Here is a 16,213-nt window from a genome sequence, read left to right on the forward strand (position 1 = left end):
ATGGAAAATCATACAAATTCAGGCAACCCAAATGTTGATTTAGCATATCGCCGTAAGAAAAACGCGGAAGATATGAAACATCAAGTCATTTCATTCGCGTTAATGATTTTCTTAACGCTTATTGCGTTTTTCGCAGTCGGCTATGACAAATTTTCACCTTGGTTTTCTGTTCCATTTATTGTACTTCTTGCTATTGTGCAAGTGGGATTCCAATTATATTATTTCATGCATATGAGCCATAGAGGTCATGAATTACCAGCGTTGTTCCTTTATAGCGGCGTATTTGTTGCTTTTCTAACCATTTGGGCGTTTATGACTGTTATTTGGTGGTAATAAATAAAGGAAGGAAATCAGTTTTAGCTGATTTCCTTTTCTTTTTCACAAAAGTTTAACAATGTACAAACGTTACAATTGTAGTATAATGAACATGGAAAGAATCGAGGTGAAAATGATGGCATCATTAAATATGTTTGGTTTTGTTGCGCTATGGAGTCCATTTTTCTTCCTGTCATTATTAGTCATTACATGGCTGTATTTTATGATGGTTGGTCCGTGGAGATCTCGCTTTACAAACGAAGGACCGCCAACAAGAAAACAAAAATCATTATTTGTAACAGGTATGATATTGCTTTATATTTGTAAAGGTTCACCAATCGACTTGCTTGGTCATCTTGTATTTACTGCTCATATGGTACAAATGGCAATTCTTAACTTGGTTATTCCGCAGTTACTCATTTTAGGGATTCCTAATTGGATGTTTGAACGTATGCTTCGTATAAAAGTAGTAAAGAGAACAGTCACGTTTTTTACAAAACCGCTTGTCTCACTTATTTTATTTAACGGACTTTTCTCTTTTTATCACGTTCCGTTCATTTTCGATATTGTTAAAACAAATGTATTTTTACACGCTGCTGTTACAACAATTATTTTTGTTGCGGCGCTCATGATGTGGTGGCCTTTAGTGAATAAATTATCTGATTGGCAGACGCTTACGGGAATTAAAAAGGTTGGATATATTTTCGCAGATGGGATCTTGATCACACCAGCTTGTGCGTTAATTATTTTTGCGGGTACTCCATTGTACGCAACATATTATGACCCGCAAGCATGGATGAAATCACTTGAACTTTGTGTACCTGCTGGAACATTAGCTTCTCTTGATTTAGCAGGTCCACAGATGTTTATGTCAATGTCCATTCTCCATGACCAGCAATTGGGTGGAGTGCTTATGAAAATTATCCAGGAAATTGTATATGGTACAATGCTTTTCTTCATTTTTATCGAATGGTATAAAAAAGAACGAGAAAAAGAAAACATGGACACAACTATATCTCCACAACCTTCTGAATAGTAATAAAGAATTTGCTATCTTGCAGCGGGATAAGCATTTGCTTGTCTCGCTTTCGTGTTTTAAAGGGGATTTAAAACCGCTTGTTTATTGAAAAATCAGTATAACTCTACTAAAATAAAACTTGAAAAAAGAGAATTTAGATATAGGTGAAGAGAGGACACGAGAAATGGAGCATTCATTACCGATTTTACCTACTATTAGCACTAGTTTCATTGTTTTGAGTGCAATATTTGTGGCAATTGGATGGTATTTGATTCGTCAGCGAAATATTGAAGCTCATAAAAAAGTGATGATTTGGGCGGCTGTATTTGCGTTGTTGTTCTTCCTAATTTATTTATCGAGAACGGTCTTTATCGGTAATACTAGCTTTGGTGGACCGGATAACATGAAGATTTATTATACCATCTTTTTAGTTTTCCATATTGTTTTGGCAACCGTCGGTGCTATTTTTGGAATCGTTACTCTTTTATCGGGTTTTAAAAATAATCTTGTTAAACATAAAAAGCTAGGTCCGATGACAAGTGTAATATGGTTTTTTACCGCAACGACTGGGGTTGCTGTTTATTTGCTTCTTTATGTATTTTACCGTGGTGGAGAAACAACGTCTGTTATTAAAGCTATTTTAGGCTTTTAGCAAAAACAGTCAGGCCTTCCCCTTAGGTGAGGTCTGGCTTTTTTGTTGCGAGAATAAATGTTAAAGTCATATGCTGTGACATTGGCAGCGAAATATTTTGACATATTTTTCATCGAGCTCATATGATAATGTATAATAAATATTATAGGAATGTGACAGTGGATGAATGTTCTTATTTTTATTGTGAAGGGGAGCGATGAAAGTGGCAGTGCGCTTAAAAAAACGTTCGGATGTGGCTTCCTTGACATTAATTACGATTACAATGATGTGTTTACACGAACATGAGGAAATCGTTCTTCCTGATACATCGATTGATATTCTTTTTGAAAGAAACGAGTGTTGCACTATTTTTTTAAAAATGACGATGAAATATGGTGCAGATATTCTTAATGTTTGTGAGAGGTTGCAAAAACACATTAAAGAAGAAATTGAAACGATGACGAATTTTACAGTTGATCACGTAAATATAACTGTTCAAAATGTGGTGTATAGAAAAAACGCATAGGGAGCGCCTATGCGTTTTTTATTTCAAACATTTTGGCTTCGAGAGCTGACCGAGGCGCTTTCATTTTTCTATATTACCCTTGGAGTTTCGCTAAGCCTTCTTTTACTTGTGATAAAATGGTTTGACATTGGTTTACTAATGAAGATGGGAAGTTTTCCCCTTCCCCGTATTCAACTCCATGTGGATAATAATGTTTGCCAAGTAAAGGAGTAATCAGTTTAATTAATGCATAACGAGCACCAACATCTCCTTCGATGGCATATCCTTGAACGCGTAAATAATATACATCATTTTTAATTTCGAATTTGCGGTCATATGTTACTCGATCATAATCCCATTGGCTTGCGCGCACAAATCCTAGACTTTCCATCAAATCGTCTAGATGGGACAATTCTACTGTTAGATTTTCGATTCCCGTATTTTCAAATCTCATTATGTAATTTCCCTCCTAATAAGAACTTCAAAGCAACTAACCATGCTCCAGATAAATAGAAAGTAAAAAGAAATATCCCTTCATTAATAATAGTATGAAAGCGGTCAACTTTCAATCTATAGTTACGGAAATGAGAGGAAACAAAAAATTTTATTTGTTCGTGAGTTTTTTTATGAATTTGGTCAAACTAAAGTGCGAAAGGAGGAAAGCAATATGAAAAAGATTGTTATTTCGATTTTGCTTAGTGTGGTTGTTCTTGTCTCAGGAATGCCGCATATGGCGCACGGTCAAGGGACAACTACGTATACGGTTCAGCCTGGGGATACACTATGGAAAATTGCTGTTCGCTATCAAGTAGGATTATCGGAAATTATTGAGGCAAACCCTCAGTTTCCTAACCCTCATTTAATTTATCCGGGGCAAAAGGTTAATATCCCTATCCTCGATAATGTGAAGAGTATTGAAAATGAAGTGGTGCGCTTAACGAACCAACAGCGCGCGAAATATGGCTTGCCAGCATTACAAATTGATTGGCAATTAGCACGAGTAGCGCGCTATAAATCAGTTGATATGAGGGATAAGAACTACTTTTCACACAATTCCCCGACATACGGCTCACCATTTACGATGATGAAAAACTTTGGAATAAGTTACCGGACAGCAGCGGAGAATATAGCAGCTGGACAGCGGACGCCACAGGAAGTAGTAAACGCATGGATGAATAGCCCAGGACATCGCGCCAATATTTTAAAGAGAGACGTAACGCATATTGGTGTTGGGTACGCGAGAGGCGGTTCTTATGGGCATTATTGGACACAAATGTTTATTGGCAAATAAACAGTAGGGAGGATTTATTGTGCAAACAGTACGCGATGTGATGACAACGAATGTTGAATACTGTACACCGCTTGACAATGTTTATGAAGTCGCTGTAAAAATGCGTGACTTAGATGTAGGAGCGATTCCAATTGTGGAAAATGGTCGATTAATCGGATTAATTACCGACCGAGATTTGGTTGTGCGTGGAATTGCAGAGAAACGTTCAGGATCCAATCAAGTAACGAATGTGATGAGTGAAAATTTAGTAACTGTTTCTCCAGATACTTCCGTTCAAGAAGCGGTACAGCTGATGGCGAAACATCAAATTCGCCGGCTACCTGTTGTGGAAAATGGAAAGTTGATAGGTATGGTTTCATTAGGAGATTTAGCGACAAATCAATATTCCGATCAAAATGCCGGACATGCTTTGAGCGAAATATCTGAACAACATCATACTTATTAGAGGTTGGTCACATAAGGGTCTGACTCCATCGAACCACATTGTTAATAAATATGGTGGTTGAGGAAGTTGGCCCTTTGCTTTTGAGCCGACTTCTTTTTTTACTCCTGAATCGATTGGGTTTAAGCTTTGAAATTGACGAGTTTTCTTTCGTTTGAAGTATTTTTGTTCGATAGATAAGGATATAATGACAGTAGCAACGATTATGAAAGAGGGTGGTTTTCACACGATGAAATGGTTTCTCATCGTATTATTGCTATCGGTCGGCTTTTTTTATTTTTTTCCTGAAGATTCATCACACCCTGAACAAAAACAGGAACATGTAAAAGATGATCATTTGTTAAAAGAAGTATCAGCATCACAAGGAATTGTATCACTGATCGGAAAAAGTGCAGAAGAAATAAAAAAACAATTTGGTGAGCCGATGCGTATTGATTATTCTGCCTATGATTATAAGTGGTGGGTTTATAATTACCAGCCACAAACGTATTTTCAAATAGGAATATTGAAAAATCGTGTTGTTACAGCATATGTTTGTGGGGAGAAGGTAAATGTAAGACCATTTCAAATTAATCAGCCAGTCAAAGATGTTTTTGAAAAATTCCCTATTTATTCAAGTATTCCTGTTTCTCTTGAGAGCGGTACATATCGTTTTGAATTGTCGGAAGAAGATTTAACATTTCAGCCGCTTGTCAAATTAGGGGATGTATACGCACAAATTTATGTTGATCAGTTTACCGGGAGGGTATCAAGCGTTCGTTTTATGGATGCGGAAACATTAATAAAAATGCACCCTTATGAATTAGTTTATCGCGGTGAACTGTTAGCGCCAAAGCCTTTATCAGTTGAAGAACAAAAAAAAGTAGAACTAGCAAATGCCAAACAAATATTAGATATCACAAATGTGATTAGACAGCGTCATGATGTTGGAATGGTACGCTGGGATGAAAAAACGTCCAAGGTTGCTTATAAGCATAGTAAAGATATGAAAGAGAACCGATTTTTTTCTCATGAATCTCCGATGCATGGAGATTTAAAGGAAAGATTAGTATCATCAAGGGTGAACTTTCAAATCGCTGGCGAAAATATCGCTGCGCAATATGTCGACGGTATTGCTGCGGTTGAAGGATGGTTAAATAGTCAAAGCCATCGGGAAACATTATTAAACAAACAATTTACACATCTTGGTGTAGGGGTGTTTGACAAATATTATACACAAAATTTTATTAAACCTCAGTAGAATGGTTCGTTAAAAACTTCTCGAAAAAAAATATTCCATTTCTCCACTGGCCATAACAAATGATCGTGTCCCTTTTCAGAAAAATTGGTTTTTCCACCATAGTTGTCGCCGGAAGTTGAGTTCTGGCGATGATTTTTTTATCACTGACATGTAGTATAACATCAATCACATGAATGAAGTAATGATGATAATATCGCTCTTTTCTTTCTTGAACGTCAATAATGATGCCTTTTACCCATGCTTCTTCTTTGACGTTTCTAATTCTTGTCCACTTTTCATAGTATTTTCTTCGTTCTTTTTTGGTTAAATAGTAAAAGTATGCAAATAGTATAGGAATGACAATCGCTGTAATCACGTACATCCCTCCTCTATATACATTTTATCAAAAATATTCATGAAAATGGGTGCACATTTCCATGAAGCAAAGGATAGTATATGATAGGTATTTGTATTAATGAAATAGAAATAGAGGGGGTAGGTACGATGGGAAAAAATCTACATCCTTCAGTTGAACAGTTTAAACAATTTGTTAAAAGACATCCAAAAATGATTAAAGAAGTGCGCAACGGAAATAAAACGTGGAAGGAATTTTATGAGGATTGGTATTTATTTGGAGAAGAAGACGAGATTTGGGAAAAGTACAAAGGAGCGAAAGAGGAGGAAACAAGTACAAGTAATGGTTTTATGTCTAAAATTGTGTCATCGCTAAAAAATATGGATGTCAATAATCTAGAGAAGCATATCGCCAGTTTTCAGGAAGCTATTTCTGCCATTCAAAGTGTTATTGGACAGTTTCAAGGTGGAAACCAAAATCATTCGCATACAAGCGCACAAAATCATCACCCTTTTTCGTTTCGAAAAGATTAGGAGCATAAGCAATGAGGAAAGAAGTACGACAGTATGTTCAAGCGAAACCGCTCTTGCAAAGATTCATTCGTGAACAGCCGCGCTGGTATCGTCAGTTAGCGCGTCAACCGGGTGATCTGCAATCATTTGAACTCGCTGCTCTTCATTATTATCAACAAACCATTCCACACAAAGTAGAGAAAATTACAAGCTCATTAGAAATGGCTTCATTGATGCTTCATATGTTTCAATCAATGCGGCAAAGCGATTAAGTTTGTATTATTTTTTTGCAAAATAGCAAAGACTAATTCGTAAAGGAGTGATGTCTTTGCTAATTCGCTTGATAATGACGTTTATCATTTTGATTGTATTTACTGGATGTAATAATGACAAACCAGAGCCTGAAACAAAGGTTCACATAGAGCCTGTAATGAGCAGGGATGAAGCAATGCCCGTTCTTTTACAAACGGATGAAAGAACGATGAATGTAAAACATCAAGTAAGAGGAACGGATGTATTTATCGAATGTATTGTTACAAATTTTAGTTTTAAAAGCGGCAAGCGAAAAAAAGTCGATGGTGAAGGACATGTTAATTTATATGTGAACGGGCAAAAAGTAGATGAAGTGTCCACAGCAGCGTTCATTCTTAAAGGTCTTCCGAAGGGGAAACATGTCATTCGTCTTGAACTTGTTCATAACGATTCAAGTAAATATGGATTGCACCATGAATTTGAAGTAAACATTTCCTAAAGTATAGAGGTTGTCTAATAAGTGTCTGACCTTACGTCAGTCGTACTTACAAAACGTAATGTACGATAGATGATGGTTGCGAGGTCTGACATTTTGATTTTGAGACAACCTCTTTCTTTGTTTCCATTTTTCATGATATGATTAAAATATGGAGGTGTTATACACTCGTGATGATTGCAACATTGGAACGTCTTGAATTAATTCATCAAGCTGAGGAATTGGCAAGAATGATTTTACAATCAGAATTAGCGGAAGAATATCGCCGTTGTTATTATAGATTAAAACAGGATAAGGAAGCTCAAGAAATGATTCAGCGCTTTATAAGACTAAAAGAAAAATACGAAGAAGTGCAACGGTTTGGTAAATACCATCCTGACTATCATGAGGTTATGAAAGAAGTTCGCGAAGTCAAAAGAAAACTTGATTTACATGAAAACGTCGCTTCTTTTAAAAAAGCGGAAAATGCTCTTCAATCATTGCTAGATGAAATTAGTGTATTAATCGGAAAAGCTGTTTCCGAACAAATTAAAGTGCCGACAGGCAATCCTTATTTTGATTCGATTGCAGGTTGCTCAGGCGGTTGTGGTACAGGGGGAAGATGCGGCTGCCGTGTATAACGCGAAAGCTTCCCCTTTTATTGTAATCACATTAACGAACACTTTTTTAAGCAATAGCAATCATCGCGTAAAAATAGATGGAATTCTGCTTTTTGGAAAACAATAGTGGTTTAAATGTCATGAGCGTTGATGCTCCATTATTAATAACTATTTTCTCGGTGATTCACGCTTTTCTGCCGTGATACCCGAATGAGAACGCCGGCGGACAAATTCATTTGTCCGCAAAGCGTTCTCAGTTTGGGTTAGGCATGCGTCCGCATGCCCAGTCAGCTAAGCGTTTTGCTTAGCTGACTTCGGCAGAAAAGCTACTTAAATAAAACTTGTTTTATCTGGATTTTATTGGTAAATAAACACGCCTGGTTTAAATGTTGAAAAGGGGATTTTGTTATGTTTCCGAAGCGTCAGGGAATCATCGTTTGGTTATATTCATTAAAATATAGTAAACATTTACGGAAATTCGGGAATATTCATTACGTTTCAAAACGACTTAAATATGTTGTCTTATATTGTAATATGGAAGAAGTTGAGTATGTCATGAAAAAAATCGCTGCTTTACCATTTGTGAAGCAAGTCGAGCCTTCATATCGACCGTACTTAAAAGTCGAGTTTGAATCAAAGGCTGATAAGGAGAAAGAAAAAGAATATAATTAAACGTATTCTACATAGAAAATGGCTGACTCGGGAGCATGAGCCCCTTTCAAAGAAGGGTCTCTTCTTGAGTCAGCCATTTCTTTTTTAAGAAGAGGTTATTGAAGTGGTGGAATAAAGCGATTCATGCGCATAATGCCAATTAAATGTTGATAATATAAATCCAATTCGGCAAAAAATGTGGAAGGTTTTACTTCCAAATGAATGATTTCTTGATTTAACTCTTTTGCAAGCTCTGCAAATAATTCAAAGCGTTTGTTCGGTTTATAGTGAGGATGTGGAATGCCTTCACGGCAAATATATAATGGTTGGAAGTCTCCTGGGTCTGTAGGGTGTAAAACAACAACTAAAGATGTCACAGGCTGACCCTTCTTTATTGTATGAAAAGCAAATAGTCCAGACAGACGATGGCGGTTTGCTTTTGCTAATTCAATCAATTCATAAATATCAGAATAACCTTCCCCCAGCTCGATAAAACGTTGAATCATATTTATCTTCCTTTCTCTGCAATGATAATTGTTTTTCTATTTCAATACTTTAACATTCTCTTGATAAAATGAAAATCTCGACAAAAAATGTTCGACAATTGATACAAGCGATATGCAACGTATGTCTGAATCTTAATAGTAAAAGTCTCATTAATGGGTACATCATGTTGAGGGTGGAGTTTTTAACTAACGGATTCACTTACGAAAGAGAAAAATTAAAAAATCATTATCATTTTAAGAACAATTCGCATATGAATTGTTTTTTGATTTTTATTGATATAGTAACATTCTTATTGTTTTGGTGGAAAAATCGCAACTAAATTAGCATGTGAATTAGAAGAATGACAATCATAATTGTCACTGAAAAGATTAATATGCTAAAATTGCTGCTAATTTATACGCTAAGTTGGTATTTTAATGAGACTTATTCAAACATAGAAGGGGAAATGTATGATGGAATTTGATGAAAAAACAGTAAGCATATATTTTGATACAGAAAATAATAATCTGTATTTTATACCATTTGGACCACATGAAAAATTTGGTGTCATGCAGATAGACATTGTGAATGAACTCACTTATCCTTATTCCGATGAGGAGATTGAAGAGGTAGCCTTCAAAACATTAAACCAATGTCACACCCTCCTTCCAAGCGAGGATAAGCGTACACCATTAGAGAAACATTTAAAAATCAGAGGATTAGTAAAAGCAACGAAGAATAAAAAATCTGTTTCATTAGATTGGGAAAAAGAAAAAGGTTATATAGTTACTCCATTCAAAAAAGTCGGGAGGGGTGGATATTTAGCATTAAAATCTGAAAACTGGATTTATCTTGGTCACGAATCACAGACTGGTCAATTAGCAAAAGCGATTAAGAAGGCAATCGAGTTATCGCAACTTTGATAGTTGATTCAGATAAGAAAATTAAAGAACGCTTGAGTTGCCCAAGCGTTTTATTGTGCTAATTATGTTGAATTTTTGGTGTTAATTCAAGGGAGAAAGTAAGTGCTATTTTAATTGCTTTTTCTTATTTTCCCTCCTTGAAGTGAACCGAACCCATTAGTTTTTAACCGTTCTATTACTTTTAGGAGTGAGCGGTGGTAATCGATAATAAGCTCTATATTAGCAGAAAAATGATACAAGAATGGTTTTATATTGAAGTGCGAGAAGGAGATGATGTCATTTTAATGAATGAGCAATGACACTAGGCCTTGTAACATAAAAAAGCCCTGCAGTTTTGCTGCAGGGTCCTTCTATACTTCTAGGTTCTCGCGCATCGATAGAACCTAAAGGCAGAAGGAAAAAGGGAGAGGAGAAACCGGAGGAAGAACTTATGGGGAAACGTAAGTCTTCTCCGTGGTTGGCAACAACATCTTAACCGATGTTGCCATTACTCATTATGACCAATGAAAAAATTTGTATACATTTTACATTTGAATTTTTCTAATGAAGTTGCTTCTTGACTGAAAGAGTGGAGTCCTGATTAAGTTTATGATAGGATAGAATGGGCAAAAGTCTATTGATGTGGTGAGTAGTGTATGAGAGTAATATCAGGAAAATGTAAAGGTCGTCAGCTGCAAGCCGTTCCTGGCATGACGACAAGACCGACGACAGATAAAGTGAAAGAAGCTATGTTTAATATGGTTGGTCCTTATTTTCATGGTGGGATTGGTTTAGATTTGTTTGCGGGCAGCGGTGGTCTTGGAATTGAAGCATTAAGCCGAGGATTGGACAAAGTCATCTTTGTTGATCGAGATGGAAAAGCAATTCAAACGATTCGTCAAAACATACAGTCATGCGGTTTATCTAATCAGGCGGAAATATATCGTAACGATGCGAATCGAGCACTGAAAGCAATTATAAAACGTGGTATAAGTTTTACACTTATTTTTCTCGATCCCCCATATAAGAACAAAGAGTTGGAAGCGCTTATTTCAATGATTGATGAGCATGGGCTGTTAGAAAAAGAAGGGTATATCGTAGCGGAACATGCTGAAACAGTGGAGCTGCCGCAACATATTGGAAGTTTAGTGAAATTAAAGCATGAAACCTACGGCATTACAGGCGTATCGATTTACGGCTATATTGTGGAAGAGAAAGGAGACTAAATGAATGGCGAGCATTGCAGTATGTCCGGGAAGCTTTGATCCAGTTACATATGGGCATTTAGATATTATAAGGCGCGGCGCGAGAGTGTTTGACAAAGTGTATGTTTGTGTGTTGAATAACTCGTCAAAAAAGCCACTGTTTTCAGTAGAGGAAAGGATACAGCTCCTTCATGAAGTAACAAAATCGCTCCCGAACGTTGTTGTCGATTCTTTTCAAGGCCTTCTTGTTGATTATGCCCGCAGTAAAAATGCTAATGCGATTTTACGCGGTTTGCGTGCTGTATCTGATTTTGAATATGAAATGCAAATTACATCTATGAATAGAGTGTTAGACGAAAATATTGAAACATTTTTTATGATGACCAACAATCAATATGCGTTTCTAAGTTCAAGTATTGTTAAGGAAGTAGCCAAATATAATGGCAATATTTCCGAACTTGTTCCACCTGTTGTTGAAGAAGCGTTACGCAAGAAATTTGCCAACCAATAAATAGAAAAGGGCTGACCCATAAGTGTCTGGCCCCACGTATATTTCACAATATATCGTTCATTGATCCAATGCGATGTCCTATATATTGTGTTGTGGGGTCTGACACTTTTCTTTTTGGGCGGCCTTTTATCATATATGTAAGAAAACCTTATGGCGTCATTTCTTTTCGCAAATCTAATGCAAGCAACAGCACATAGAAAGCGAGTGAAAGCAGCGTAATCATTGGTCCATATTCAATGAGAAACTGCCAATAATTTGAGAGCCACTCAGGGGAATGTTTTGTTAAAAAGACCGGAATGATATTTGAATGTTCTTGGTGTGATTGAAAGTCTTCATAAAACGGTTTCCAAAATACATATGTAAAAACGGCTGCGAAAATACCGTGAAAAATTCGTGCGATGAAAAATGGCTGAAACCGAATATCTGTTTCGGCGAGAATACTTGCGACTTGCGCTTGAACGGAAAAGCCGCTGAATGCGAGAATAAAGCTTGTGATGATTGTTTTTTGTAACAGGTTTGCACTATCGGTCTGACTTGTCATCTGGCTGCCTAGAGTAATTTCAAACAATCCGGAAATAAAAGGGATGCTAAGCTCTTTCGGCAAAGCGAATATGCTTAATATATATTGAAAAATATTAGAGATTTGATCTGTTATGTGAATCATGTAAAGAAGTTTATTTAACACAGAGAAAAGAATGATGAAGCCACCAATCATTAACAGTGTCTGAATGGAGGAGCGTACTGCGTCACCTAGCATTTTTCCGATAGCTTGTTCATTTCTTAGTCTTGTTTGATGCAGGACACGGAACGCTTTTCGTATAGACACTTTTTGCTTATAATCATAATGTGTAGATGATGGATTTGTTTTGCCATGAAAACGCATGAGCAGACCAACACAAATATTTCCGATATAGTGCGATAATGCAAGCACAACGCCTATTTGCGGATTGTGAAAAAAGCCGACAGAAACCGCTCCGAAAATAAATAGCGGGTTAGAAGAATTTGTAAATGAGACGAGCCGTTCCGCCTCAATGGCGGAAATTTGTTTTTCTTGGCGGAGCCTGGCGGTTAATTTCGCTCCAGCAGGATACCCTGAGGCCATTCCCATTGCCCAGACAAAGCCGCCTACTCCCGGAACTTTAAATAATGGGCGCATAAGTGGTTCAAGTAATACACCAATTAAATTGACGACACCGAAATGAATGAGCAGTTCAGAAACAATAAAAAAGGGTAATAGAGAAGGGAAAACTACTTTCCACCACATATTTAACCCGCTGATGGACGCTTCAAAAGATTGTTTCGGATAGCAAATAAGCGAGACAGCAAATAATGTAACAGATAAAGCTAGAAAAATCGTTTTTATTTTTTCTTTCATAAAAGGATTGCCTCCCGTAAAGAATCGTTTATTAATGATTGCTTTTTAATGCAGGCAAAAATGACGTTGTCCCACTTCATATAGTTTAATATACGAGTATAGACAGTTATTTTAGACCATAAGATTAAAAAGGATTTTTTCGAGACGAATCTCCCTAAATAGTGAGAAAATAGTTAAGGAGGAAAACAATGCGGCCGAAAATTGGGTTGGCGTTAGGATCTGGGGGAGCGAGAGGCTTTGCGCATTTAGGAGTCATTAAAGTGCTCGAAGAAGAAAATATTCCGATTGACTTAATCGCAGGAAGCAGCATGGGAGCGTTAGTGGCTTCGCTGTATGCAAGCGGCTTGGGAATTGAGCGTTTATATAAACTTGCGAAAGCGTTTAAGAGAAATGATTATATTGACTTAACAGTGCCGAAAATGGGGCTTATTTCAGGAAGACGTATAAAAGAGTTTGTTCGCTTATTGACAAAAGGAAAGCGAATTGAAGATTTACATATTCCGATTGGTATCGTTGCAACAGACTTGCAAAAGTGTGAAAAAGTCGTGTTTCGAACAGGATTGATTGCGGATGCTGTAAGGGCTAGCATTTCTATTCCGGGAATTTTTGTACCAGAACAGATTGATGGCCGTTTACTTGTAGATGGTGGGGTTATTGACCGTATTCCTGTTTCTGTTGCAAGGGAGATGGGAGCGGATATTGTGATTGCTGTCGATGTTTCTCATGTAAAAGTGAATGAAGAAATTTCTTCGATTTTCGATGTTATTTTACAAAGTATTGATATTTTACAAGATGAGCTCGTACGTCATCGAGAGGTTGCTTCGGATGTGATGATTCGACCTCGTGTCGAGCAGTTTAGTTCACGAGCATTTACGCATATAGAAGAAATTATCACTATCGGGGAGGAAGAGACACGAAAACAATTAACAAAAATTCATGAAGCGATCGAGAAATGGAAGGAGTCATAACATAAATGAAAAAAAGAATATACTTAGTCGCATTTTCTATAGGTGCCATTATGGCCGTGTTACTTACATTTATAAAATTGCCTTATTATGTCACTATGCCGGGAACGGCGCAAAAACTAGATCCACTTGTTCATGTGAAAGGTGGAGATCAAGATGATGGAGATTTTATGTTAACAACGATAAGAATGGGAAGGGCGAATGTCATCTCTTATGCTTTAGCAAAAGTTCGTAAATATTATGATCTTTATCCAGTAGAGGCGATTAAACAACAAGGAGAAAGTGACGAAGAATACACGTTGCGGCAGCTGCACATGATGGAAAATTCGAAACAAACAGCGATTGCCGTTGCTTACGAAAAGGCCGGAAAACCAATTACATATAAATTTCTTGGTGTTTATGTAATCCGAGTTCTTCCTGATATGCCGGCAAGTCAATATTTACGACCAGGAGATCGAATTGTTGCAGTCGATGAGAAAAAGCTTCAATCTGCGGAGCAATTTATTGAGTATGTCGGTCAAAAAGCGAAAGGAGAAACGGTGAAGATTACATTTGAGAGAAAAGGGAAAAAGAAAACCGTTCAACTTGCTCTTAAACCATTTCCTGAAAATCCGAAGCGGGTCGGTATCGGTATTTCCCTTGTTACCGACAGCGAAATTGTGACTAACCCTTCTGTTGAAATCAAATCGGAAGAAATTGGTGGACCTTCAGCAGGGCTTATGTTTTCTTTAGAAATTTATGATCAGCTCGTTGAAGAAGATATTACAAAAGGATATACCATTGCAGGAACAGGGACAATTAATGAAAAAGGGGAAGTCGGACCAATCGGTGGCATTTCACAAAAAATTATTGCTGCAGACAAAGCGGGAGCCGATATCTTTTTTGCTCCGAATGAAAAAGGAGCTGAAGATTCAAATTACCAAGAGGCTTTAAAAACGGCAAAAGATATCGGCACAAAGATGAAAATCGTTCCGATCGATACATTTGATGATGCTCTTCGCTATTTGCAAACATTAAAATAAGGGGTGACCAAAAAGCGAAGTGTCAGATTCCGCAACACCATATATCGGACACATCAGTGGATAAATGAACGATATATATTGTGAAATGTACGTGAGGGCAGACACGGATGGGTCAGCCCCACGTTCCGATTGGAGGAGTGGTGTATTCTTCTTTACATGCCTTTGTACGTAAAGGCTCTGGGAGTACGGATATATAGGCAAAAGCCGCTTTCTTTTCTTGTTTGTAAATGGGATAGTCTTCAAGAAGCGAAACTTTTGAAATGATCGGAAGTGATAGTTGCTTTTTTACTGCCTTCAAATAGGATCGACCTGTTTCGCTCATGCCAAGCAGCCTAATATAGGTTGCTTTTTTATTAGATTCTTTTTGCTGTTTCGTAAAATTAGTTAAAATGTGTGTACATGTACGCTGTAATCTTGTCCAAGTGTAGCGTTTCGTTTTCACCATATCGATTAGTTCCACAAAGTTTTTTGCTTCTATGGCAGCATTTTTAAAACGATACTCCAATCCTTCGTCCATATCAGCGATTTCTCTCATTTCGTTTATATCCATTGTAAGAATGCGATATTTTAATAGCGAAAAATAGTCGTTCCATTGATGAAATAAACGATAAGTAGAATAGTACTCATATAACATATTTTTCGTCGATTCTGGAATGTAAGGAGCGATTTTTTCAAGATGTTCAATGGAATAATTAAGTGCGTTTCGCAAGCTTGTTGCACTGGCAATGGACTGATCGGAAATGGTCTGATCATGATAGCCGGCGGCAATTCGTTTAATCGTATGCGGGGTTATTTGCTTATGCTCTTCCATAATGGATTTTACATAATAAAAACCGAGAATATTGTTTGGTTTCGTTAAATCGAGATTTTCAATTTGCAGTTGTTGGAAAGCAAGAGCACTAGCTTTTGGATAGCTGACTCCTGTCTGTAACGCTTTTTTCAAATATGTATTATATTTGTCTTCTTGTTTTGCTAAAGCTTTTACCGCTTCAGTGAAATGATGAATGTCACCGCTTTCACTGCCGAAGCAAATACAATCACAATGCAAAGCAGCAAGCAAGGAAACTGCTCCGGCTGCAAATTCTTTGGCAGCTTGCACGGCGAACATATAAGGTAATTCAACGATAATATCTACTCCAGCAGCTAGAGCCATGCGGGTTCGTGCCCATTTTGAGACGATGGCTGGCTCGCCGCGCTGTAAAAAGTTTCCGCTCATCACAGCGATAACGCAATCTGCACCAGTTTGCCGTTTCGTTTCATGTAAATGATATAAATGACCGTTGTGAAACGGATTATATTCAACGACAATCCCAACCGCTTTCATGCCATTTCCGTCCTTCCTCATATTAAATTTGGAGTTTTGTCAAAAACGTGATAAATTGTATATAAGCTGACTACAATTATAGTGTAAAGAAAAAATATTGACAAACGAGAAAACGAAACGTATAATTTTCTTTGTTG

At 37.1% G+C, this 16,213-nt stretch carries 22 protein-coding genes; 17 read left to right on the forward strand and 5 right to left on the reverse strand.

The window, feature by feature from the left end; translation table 11 throughout:
• The 4 genes from ctaF to HNQ85_RS17780 all read left to right on the forward strand — a co-directional run bounded on the left by ctaF (position 1) and on the right by HNQ85_RS17780 (position 2,490).
• Positions 1–333, forward strand: coding sequence for a cytochrome c oxidase subunit IVB (ctaF, locus tag HNQ85_RS04555; RefSeq protein WP_181536582.1), 333 nt, complete (start codon positions 1–3; stop codon positions 331–333).
• A 115-nt stretch (positions 334–448) separates the two neighbouring features.
• Positions 449–1,351: a cytochrome c oxidase assembly factor CtaG gene (ctaG, locus tag HNQ85_RS04560; RefSeq protein WP_181536996.1), complete on the forward strand. Its 903-nt coding sequence runs from the start codon at positions 449–451 to the stop codon at positions 1,349–1,351.
• Between the two features lie 166 nt (positions 1,352–1,517).
• Positions 1,518–1,985: a DUF420 domain-containing protein gene (locus HNQ85_RS04565; protein WP_181536583.1), complete on the forward strand. Its 468-nt coding sequence runs from the start codon at positions 1,518–1,520 to the stop codon at positions 1,983–1,985.
• A 202-nt stretch (positions 1,986–2,187) separates the two neighbouring features.
• Positions 2,188–2,490, forward strand: coding sequence for an Asp23/Gls24 family envelope stress response protein (locus HNQ85_RS17780; RefSeq protein WP_181536584.1), 303 nt, complete (start codon positions 2,188–2,190; stop codon positions 2,488–2,490).
• Positions 2,491–2,563: 73 nt separating this feature from the next.
• Here HNQ85_RS17780 and HNQ85_RS04575 read toward each other — a convergent pair whose 3' ends face one another.
• The gene (locus HNQ85_RS04575; protein WP_181536585.1) at positions 2,564–2,923 is read right to left on the reverse strand and encodes a YugN family protein; all 360 of its coding nucleotides are present in this window, start codon (positions 2,921–2,923) and stop codon (positions 2,564–2,566) included.
• A gap of 267 nt (positions 2,924–3,190) precedes the next feature.
• On the opposite strand from HNQ85_RS04575, the gene safA reads away from it, so the two are divergent.
• From safA to HNQ85_RS04590, 3 genes are all read left to right on the forward strand, one after another.
• Positions 3,191–3,760 carry a SafA/ExsA family spore coat assembly protein gene (safA, locus tag HNQ85_RS04580; RefSeq protein WP_409994118.1) on the forward strand — a complete coding sequence of 190 codons (570 nt, stop codon included), beginning with the start codon at positions 3,191–3,193 and terminating at the stop codon, positions 3,758–3,760.
• A gap of 19 nt (positions 3,761–3,779) precedes the next feature.
• Entirely contained in the window at positions 3,780–4,205 is a 426-nt protein-coding gene (locus tag HNQ85_RS04585) for a CBS domain-containing protein (RefSeq protein WP_181536587.1), read from the forward strand.
• A 226-nt stretch (positions 4,206–4,431) separates the two neighbouring features.
• Entirely contained in the window at positions 4,432–5,442 is a 1,011-nt protein-coding gene (locus HNQ85_RS04590) for a CAP domain-containing protein (protein WP_181536588.1), read from the forward strand.
• Here the strand turns inward: HNQ85_RS04590 and HNQ85_RS04595 are convergent.
• The gene (locus tag HNQ85_RS04595; RefSeq protein WP_181536589.1) at positions 5,429–5,797 is read right to left on the reverse strand and encodes a hypothetical protein; all 369 of its coding nucleotides are present in this window, start codon (positions 5,795–5,797) and stop codon (positions 5,429–5,431) included. The genes HNQ85_RS04590 and HNQ85_RS04595 overlap by 14 nt on opposite strands.
• A gap of 128 nt (positions 5,798–5,925) precedes the next feature.
• On the opposite strand from HNQ85_RS04595, the gene HNQ85_RS04600 reads away from it, so the two are divergent.
• From HNQ85_RS04600 to HNQ85_RS04620, 5 genes are all read left to right on the forward strand, one after another.
• The gene (locus HNQ85_RS04600; protein ID WP_181536590.1) at positions 5,926–6,309 is read left to right on the forward strand and encodes a YlbD family protein; all 384 of its coding nucleotides are present in this window, start codon (positions 5,926–5,928) and stop codon (positions 6,307–6,309) included.
• A gap of 11 nt (positions 6,310–6,320) precedes the next feature.
• Positions 6,321–6,560 carry a YlbE-like family protein gene (locus tag HNQ85_RS04605; protein ID WP_181536591.1) on the forward strand — a complete coding sequence of 80 codons (240 nt, stop codon included), beginning with the start codon at positions 6,321–6,323 and terminating at the stop codon, positions 6,558–6,560.
• A 50-nt stretch (positions 6,561–6,610) separates the two neighbouring features.
• Positions 6,611–7,039, forward strand: a complete 429-nt coding sequence (locus HNQ85_RS04610; RefSeq protein WP_181536592.1) for a hypothetical protein — start codon at positions 6,611–6,613, stop codon at positions 7,037–7,039.
• Between the two features lie 167 nt (positions 7,040–7,206).
• The gene (locus HNQ85_RS04615) at positions 7,207–7,656 is read left to right on the forward strand and encodes a YlbF family regulator (protein WP_343046482.1); all 450 of its coding nucleotides are present in this window, start codon (positions 7,207–7,209) and stop codon (positions 7,654–7,656) included.
• Between the two features lie 387 nt (positions 7,657–8,043).
• On the forward strand, positions 8,044–8,307 hold the full coding sequence (locus HNQ85_RS04620; protein ID WP_181536593.1) for a YlbG family protein: 264 nt from the start codon (positions 8,044–8,046) through the stop codon (positions 8,305–8,307).
• 95 nt (positions 8,308–8,402) lie between these two features.
• Here the strand turns inward: HNQ85_RS04620 and HNQ85_RS04625 are convergent, their stop codons facing one another.
• Positions 8,403–8,792 carry a DUF7147 family protein gene (locus HNQ85_RS04625; protein ID WP_181536594.1) on the reverse strand — a complete coding sequence of 130 codons (390 nt, stop codon included), beginning with the start codon at positions 8,790–8,792 and terminating at the stop codon, positions 8,403–8,405.
• Positions 8,793–9,245: 453 nt separating this feature from the next.
• Here HNQ85_RS04625 and HNQ85_RS04630 point away from each other — a divergent pair, with 453 nt between their 5' ends.
• The 3 genes from HNQ85_RS04630 to coaD all read left to right on the forward strand — a co-directional run bounded on the left by HNQ85_RS04630 (position 9,246) and on the right by coaD (position 11,390).
• Positions 9,246–9,695 (forward strand): hypothetical protein, encoded by a 450-nt coding sequence (locus HNQ85_RS04630; RefSeq protein WP_181536595.1) that lies wholly within the window; start codon positions 9,246–9,248, stop codon positions 9,693–9,695.
• 635 nt (positions 9,696–10,330) lie between these two features.
• Positions 10,331–10,900, forward strand: a complete 570-nt coding sequence (rsmD, locus tag HNQ85_RS04635; protein ID WP_181536596.1) for a 16S rRNA (guanine(966)-N(2))-methyltransferase RsmD — start codon at positions 10,331–10,333, stop codon at positions 10,898–10,900.
• Positions 10,901–10,904: 4 nt separating this feature from the next.
• Positions 10,905–11,390: a pantetheine-phosphate adenylyltransferase gene (gene coaD, locus HNQ85_RS04640; protein ID WP_181536597.1), complete on the forward strand. Its 486-nt coding sequence runs from the start codon at positions 10,905–10,907 to the stop codon at positions 11,388–11,390.
• 148 nt (positions 11,391–11,538) lie between these two features.
• Here coaD and ylbJ read toward each other — a convergent pair whose 3' ends face one another.
• The gene (ylbJ, locus tag HNQ85_RS04645; protein WP_181536598.1) at positions 11,539–12,765 is read right to left on the reverse strand and encodes a sporulation integral membrane protein YlbJ; all 1,227 of its coding nucleotides are present in this window, start codon (positions 12,763–12,765) and stop codon (positions 11,539–11,541) included.
• Positions 12,766–12,953: 188 nt separating this feature from the next.
• Here ylbJ and HNQ85_RS04650 point away from each other — a divergent pair, with 188 nt between their 5' ends.
• Both HNQ85_RS04650 and HNQ85_RS04655 read left to right on the forward strand, forming a co-directional pair.
• On the forward strand, positions 12,954–13,733 hold the full coding sequence (locus HNQ85_RS04650; protein WP_181536599.1) for a patatin-like phospholipase family protein: 780 nt from the start codon (positions 12,954–12,956) through the stop codon (positions 13,731–13,733).
• Between the two features lie 5 nt (positions 13,734–13,738).
• Entirely contained in the window at positions 13,739–14,752 is a 1,014-nt protein-coding gene (locus tag HNQ85_RS04655) for a SepM family pheromone-processing serine protease (RefSeq protein ID WP_181536600.1), read from the forward strand.
• 112 nt (positions 14,753–14,864) lie between these two features.
• Here the strand turns inward: HNQ85_RS04655 and HNQ85_RS04660 are convergent, their stop codons facing one another.
• A complete protein-coding gene (locus HNQ85_RS04660; protein WP_181536601.1) occupies positions 14,865–16,076 on the reverse strand; it encodes a nucleotidyltransferase in 1,212 nt (403 codons plus the stop codon).
• Positions 16,077–16,213: the final 137 nt, after the last annotated feature.

The organism is [Anoxybacillus] calidus (assembly GCF_013760845.1).
GTDB lineage: Bacteria > Bacillota > Bacilli > Bacillales > Anoxybacillaceae > Paranoxybacillus > Paranoxybacillus calidus.

What these genes read in the sequence shown, in the direction of transcription:
- safA (WP_409994118.1), top strand. Translation starts at nt 3,191, where the DNA reads ATGCCGCATATGGCGCACGGTCAAGGGACAACTACGTATACGGTTCAG.
- HNQ85_RS04655 (WP_181536600.1), top strand. Translation starts at nt 13,739, where the DNA reads ATGAAAAAAAGAATATACTTAGTCGCATTTTCTATAGGTGCCATTATG.
- HNQ85_RS04650 (WP_181536599.1), top strand. Translation starts at nt 12,954, where the DNA reads ATGCGGCCGAAAATTGGGTTGGCGTTAGGATCTGGGGGAGCGAGAGGC.
- ctaG (WP_181536996.1), top strand. Translation starts at nt 449, where the DNA reads ATGATGGCATCATTAAATATGTTTGGTTTTGTTGCGCTATGGAGTCCA.
- HNQ85_RS04575 (WP_181536585.1), bottom strand. Translation starts at nt 2,923, where the DNA reads ATGAGATTTGAAAATACGGGAATCGAAAATCTAACAGTAGAATTGTCC.
- HNQ85_RS04590 (WP_181536588.1), top strand. Translation starts at nt 4,432, where the DNA reads ATGAAATGGTTTCTCATCGTATTATTGCTATCGGTCGGCTTTTTTTAT.
- HNQ85_RS04630 (WP_181536595.1), top strand. Translation starts at nt 9,246, where the DNA reads ATGGAATTTGATGAAAAAACAGTAAGCATATATTTTGATACAGAAAAT.
- HNQ85_RS04625 (WP_181536594.1), bottom strand. Translation starts at nt 8,792, where the DNA reads ATGATTCAACGTTTTATCGAGCTGGGGGAAGGTTATTCTGATATTTAT.
- ctaF (WP_181536582.1), top strand. Translation starts at nt 1, where the DNA reads ATGGAAAATCATACAAATTCAGGCAACCCAAATGTTGATTTAGCATAT.
- HNQ85_RS04620 (WP_181536593.1), top strand. Translation starts at nt 8,044, where the DNA reads ATGTTTCCGAAGCGTCAGGGAATCATCGTTTGGTTATATTCATTAAAA.
- HNQ85_RS04600 (WP_181536590.1), top strand. Translation starts at nt 5,926, where the DNA reads ATGGGAAAAAATCTACATCCTTCAGTTGAACAGTTTAAACAATTTGTT.
- coaD (WP_181536597.1), top strand. Translation starts at nt 10,905, where the DNA reads ATGGCGAGCATTGCAGTATGTCCGGGAAGCTTTGATCCAGTTACATAT.
- ylbJ (WP_181536598.1), bottom strand. Translation starts at nt 12,765, where the DNA reads ATGAAAGAAAAAATAAAAACGATTTTTCTAGCTTTATCTGTTACATTA.
- HNQ85_RS04605 (WP_181536591.1), top strand. Translation starts at nt 6,321, where the DNA reads ATGAGGAAAGAAGTACGACAGTATGTTCAAGCGAAACCGCTCTTGCAA.
- rsmD (WP_181536596.1), top strand. Translation starts at nt 10,331, where the DNA reads ATGAGAGTAATATCAGGAAAATGTAAAGGTCGTCAGCTGCAAGCCGTT.
- HNQ85_RS04610 (WP_181536592.1), top strand. Translation starts at nt 6,611, where the DNA reads ATGTCTTTGCTAATTCGCTTGATAATGACGTTTATCATTTTGATTGTA.
- HNQ85_RS04660 (WP_181536601.1), bottom strand. Translation starts at nt 16,076, where the DNA reads ATGAAAGCGGTTGGGATTGTCGTTGAATATAATCCGTTTCACAACGGT.
- HNQ85_RS04565 (WP_181536583.1), top strand. Translation starts at nt 1,518, where the DNA reads ATGGAGCATTCATTACCGATTTTACCTACTATTAGCACTAGTTTCATT.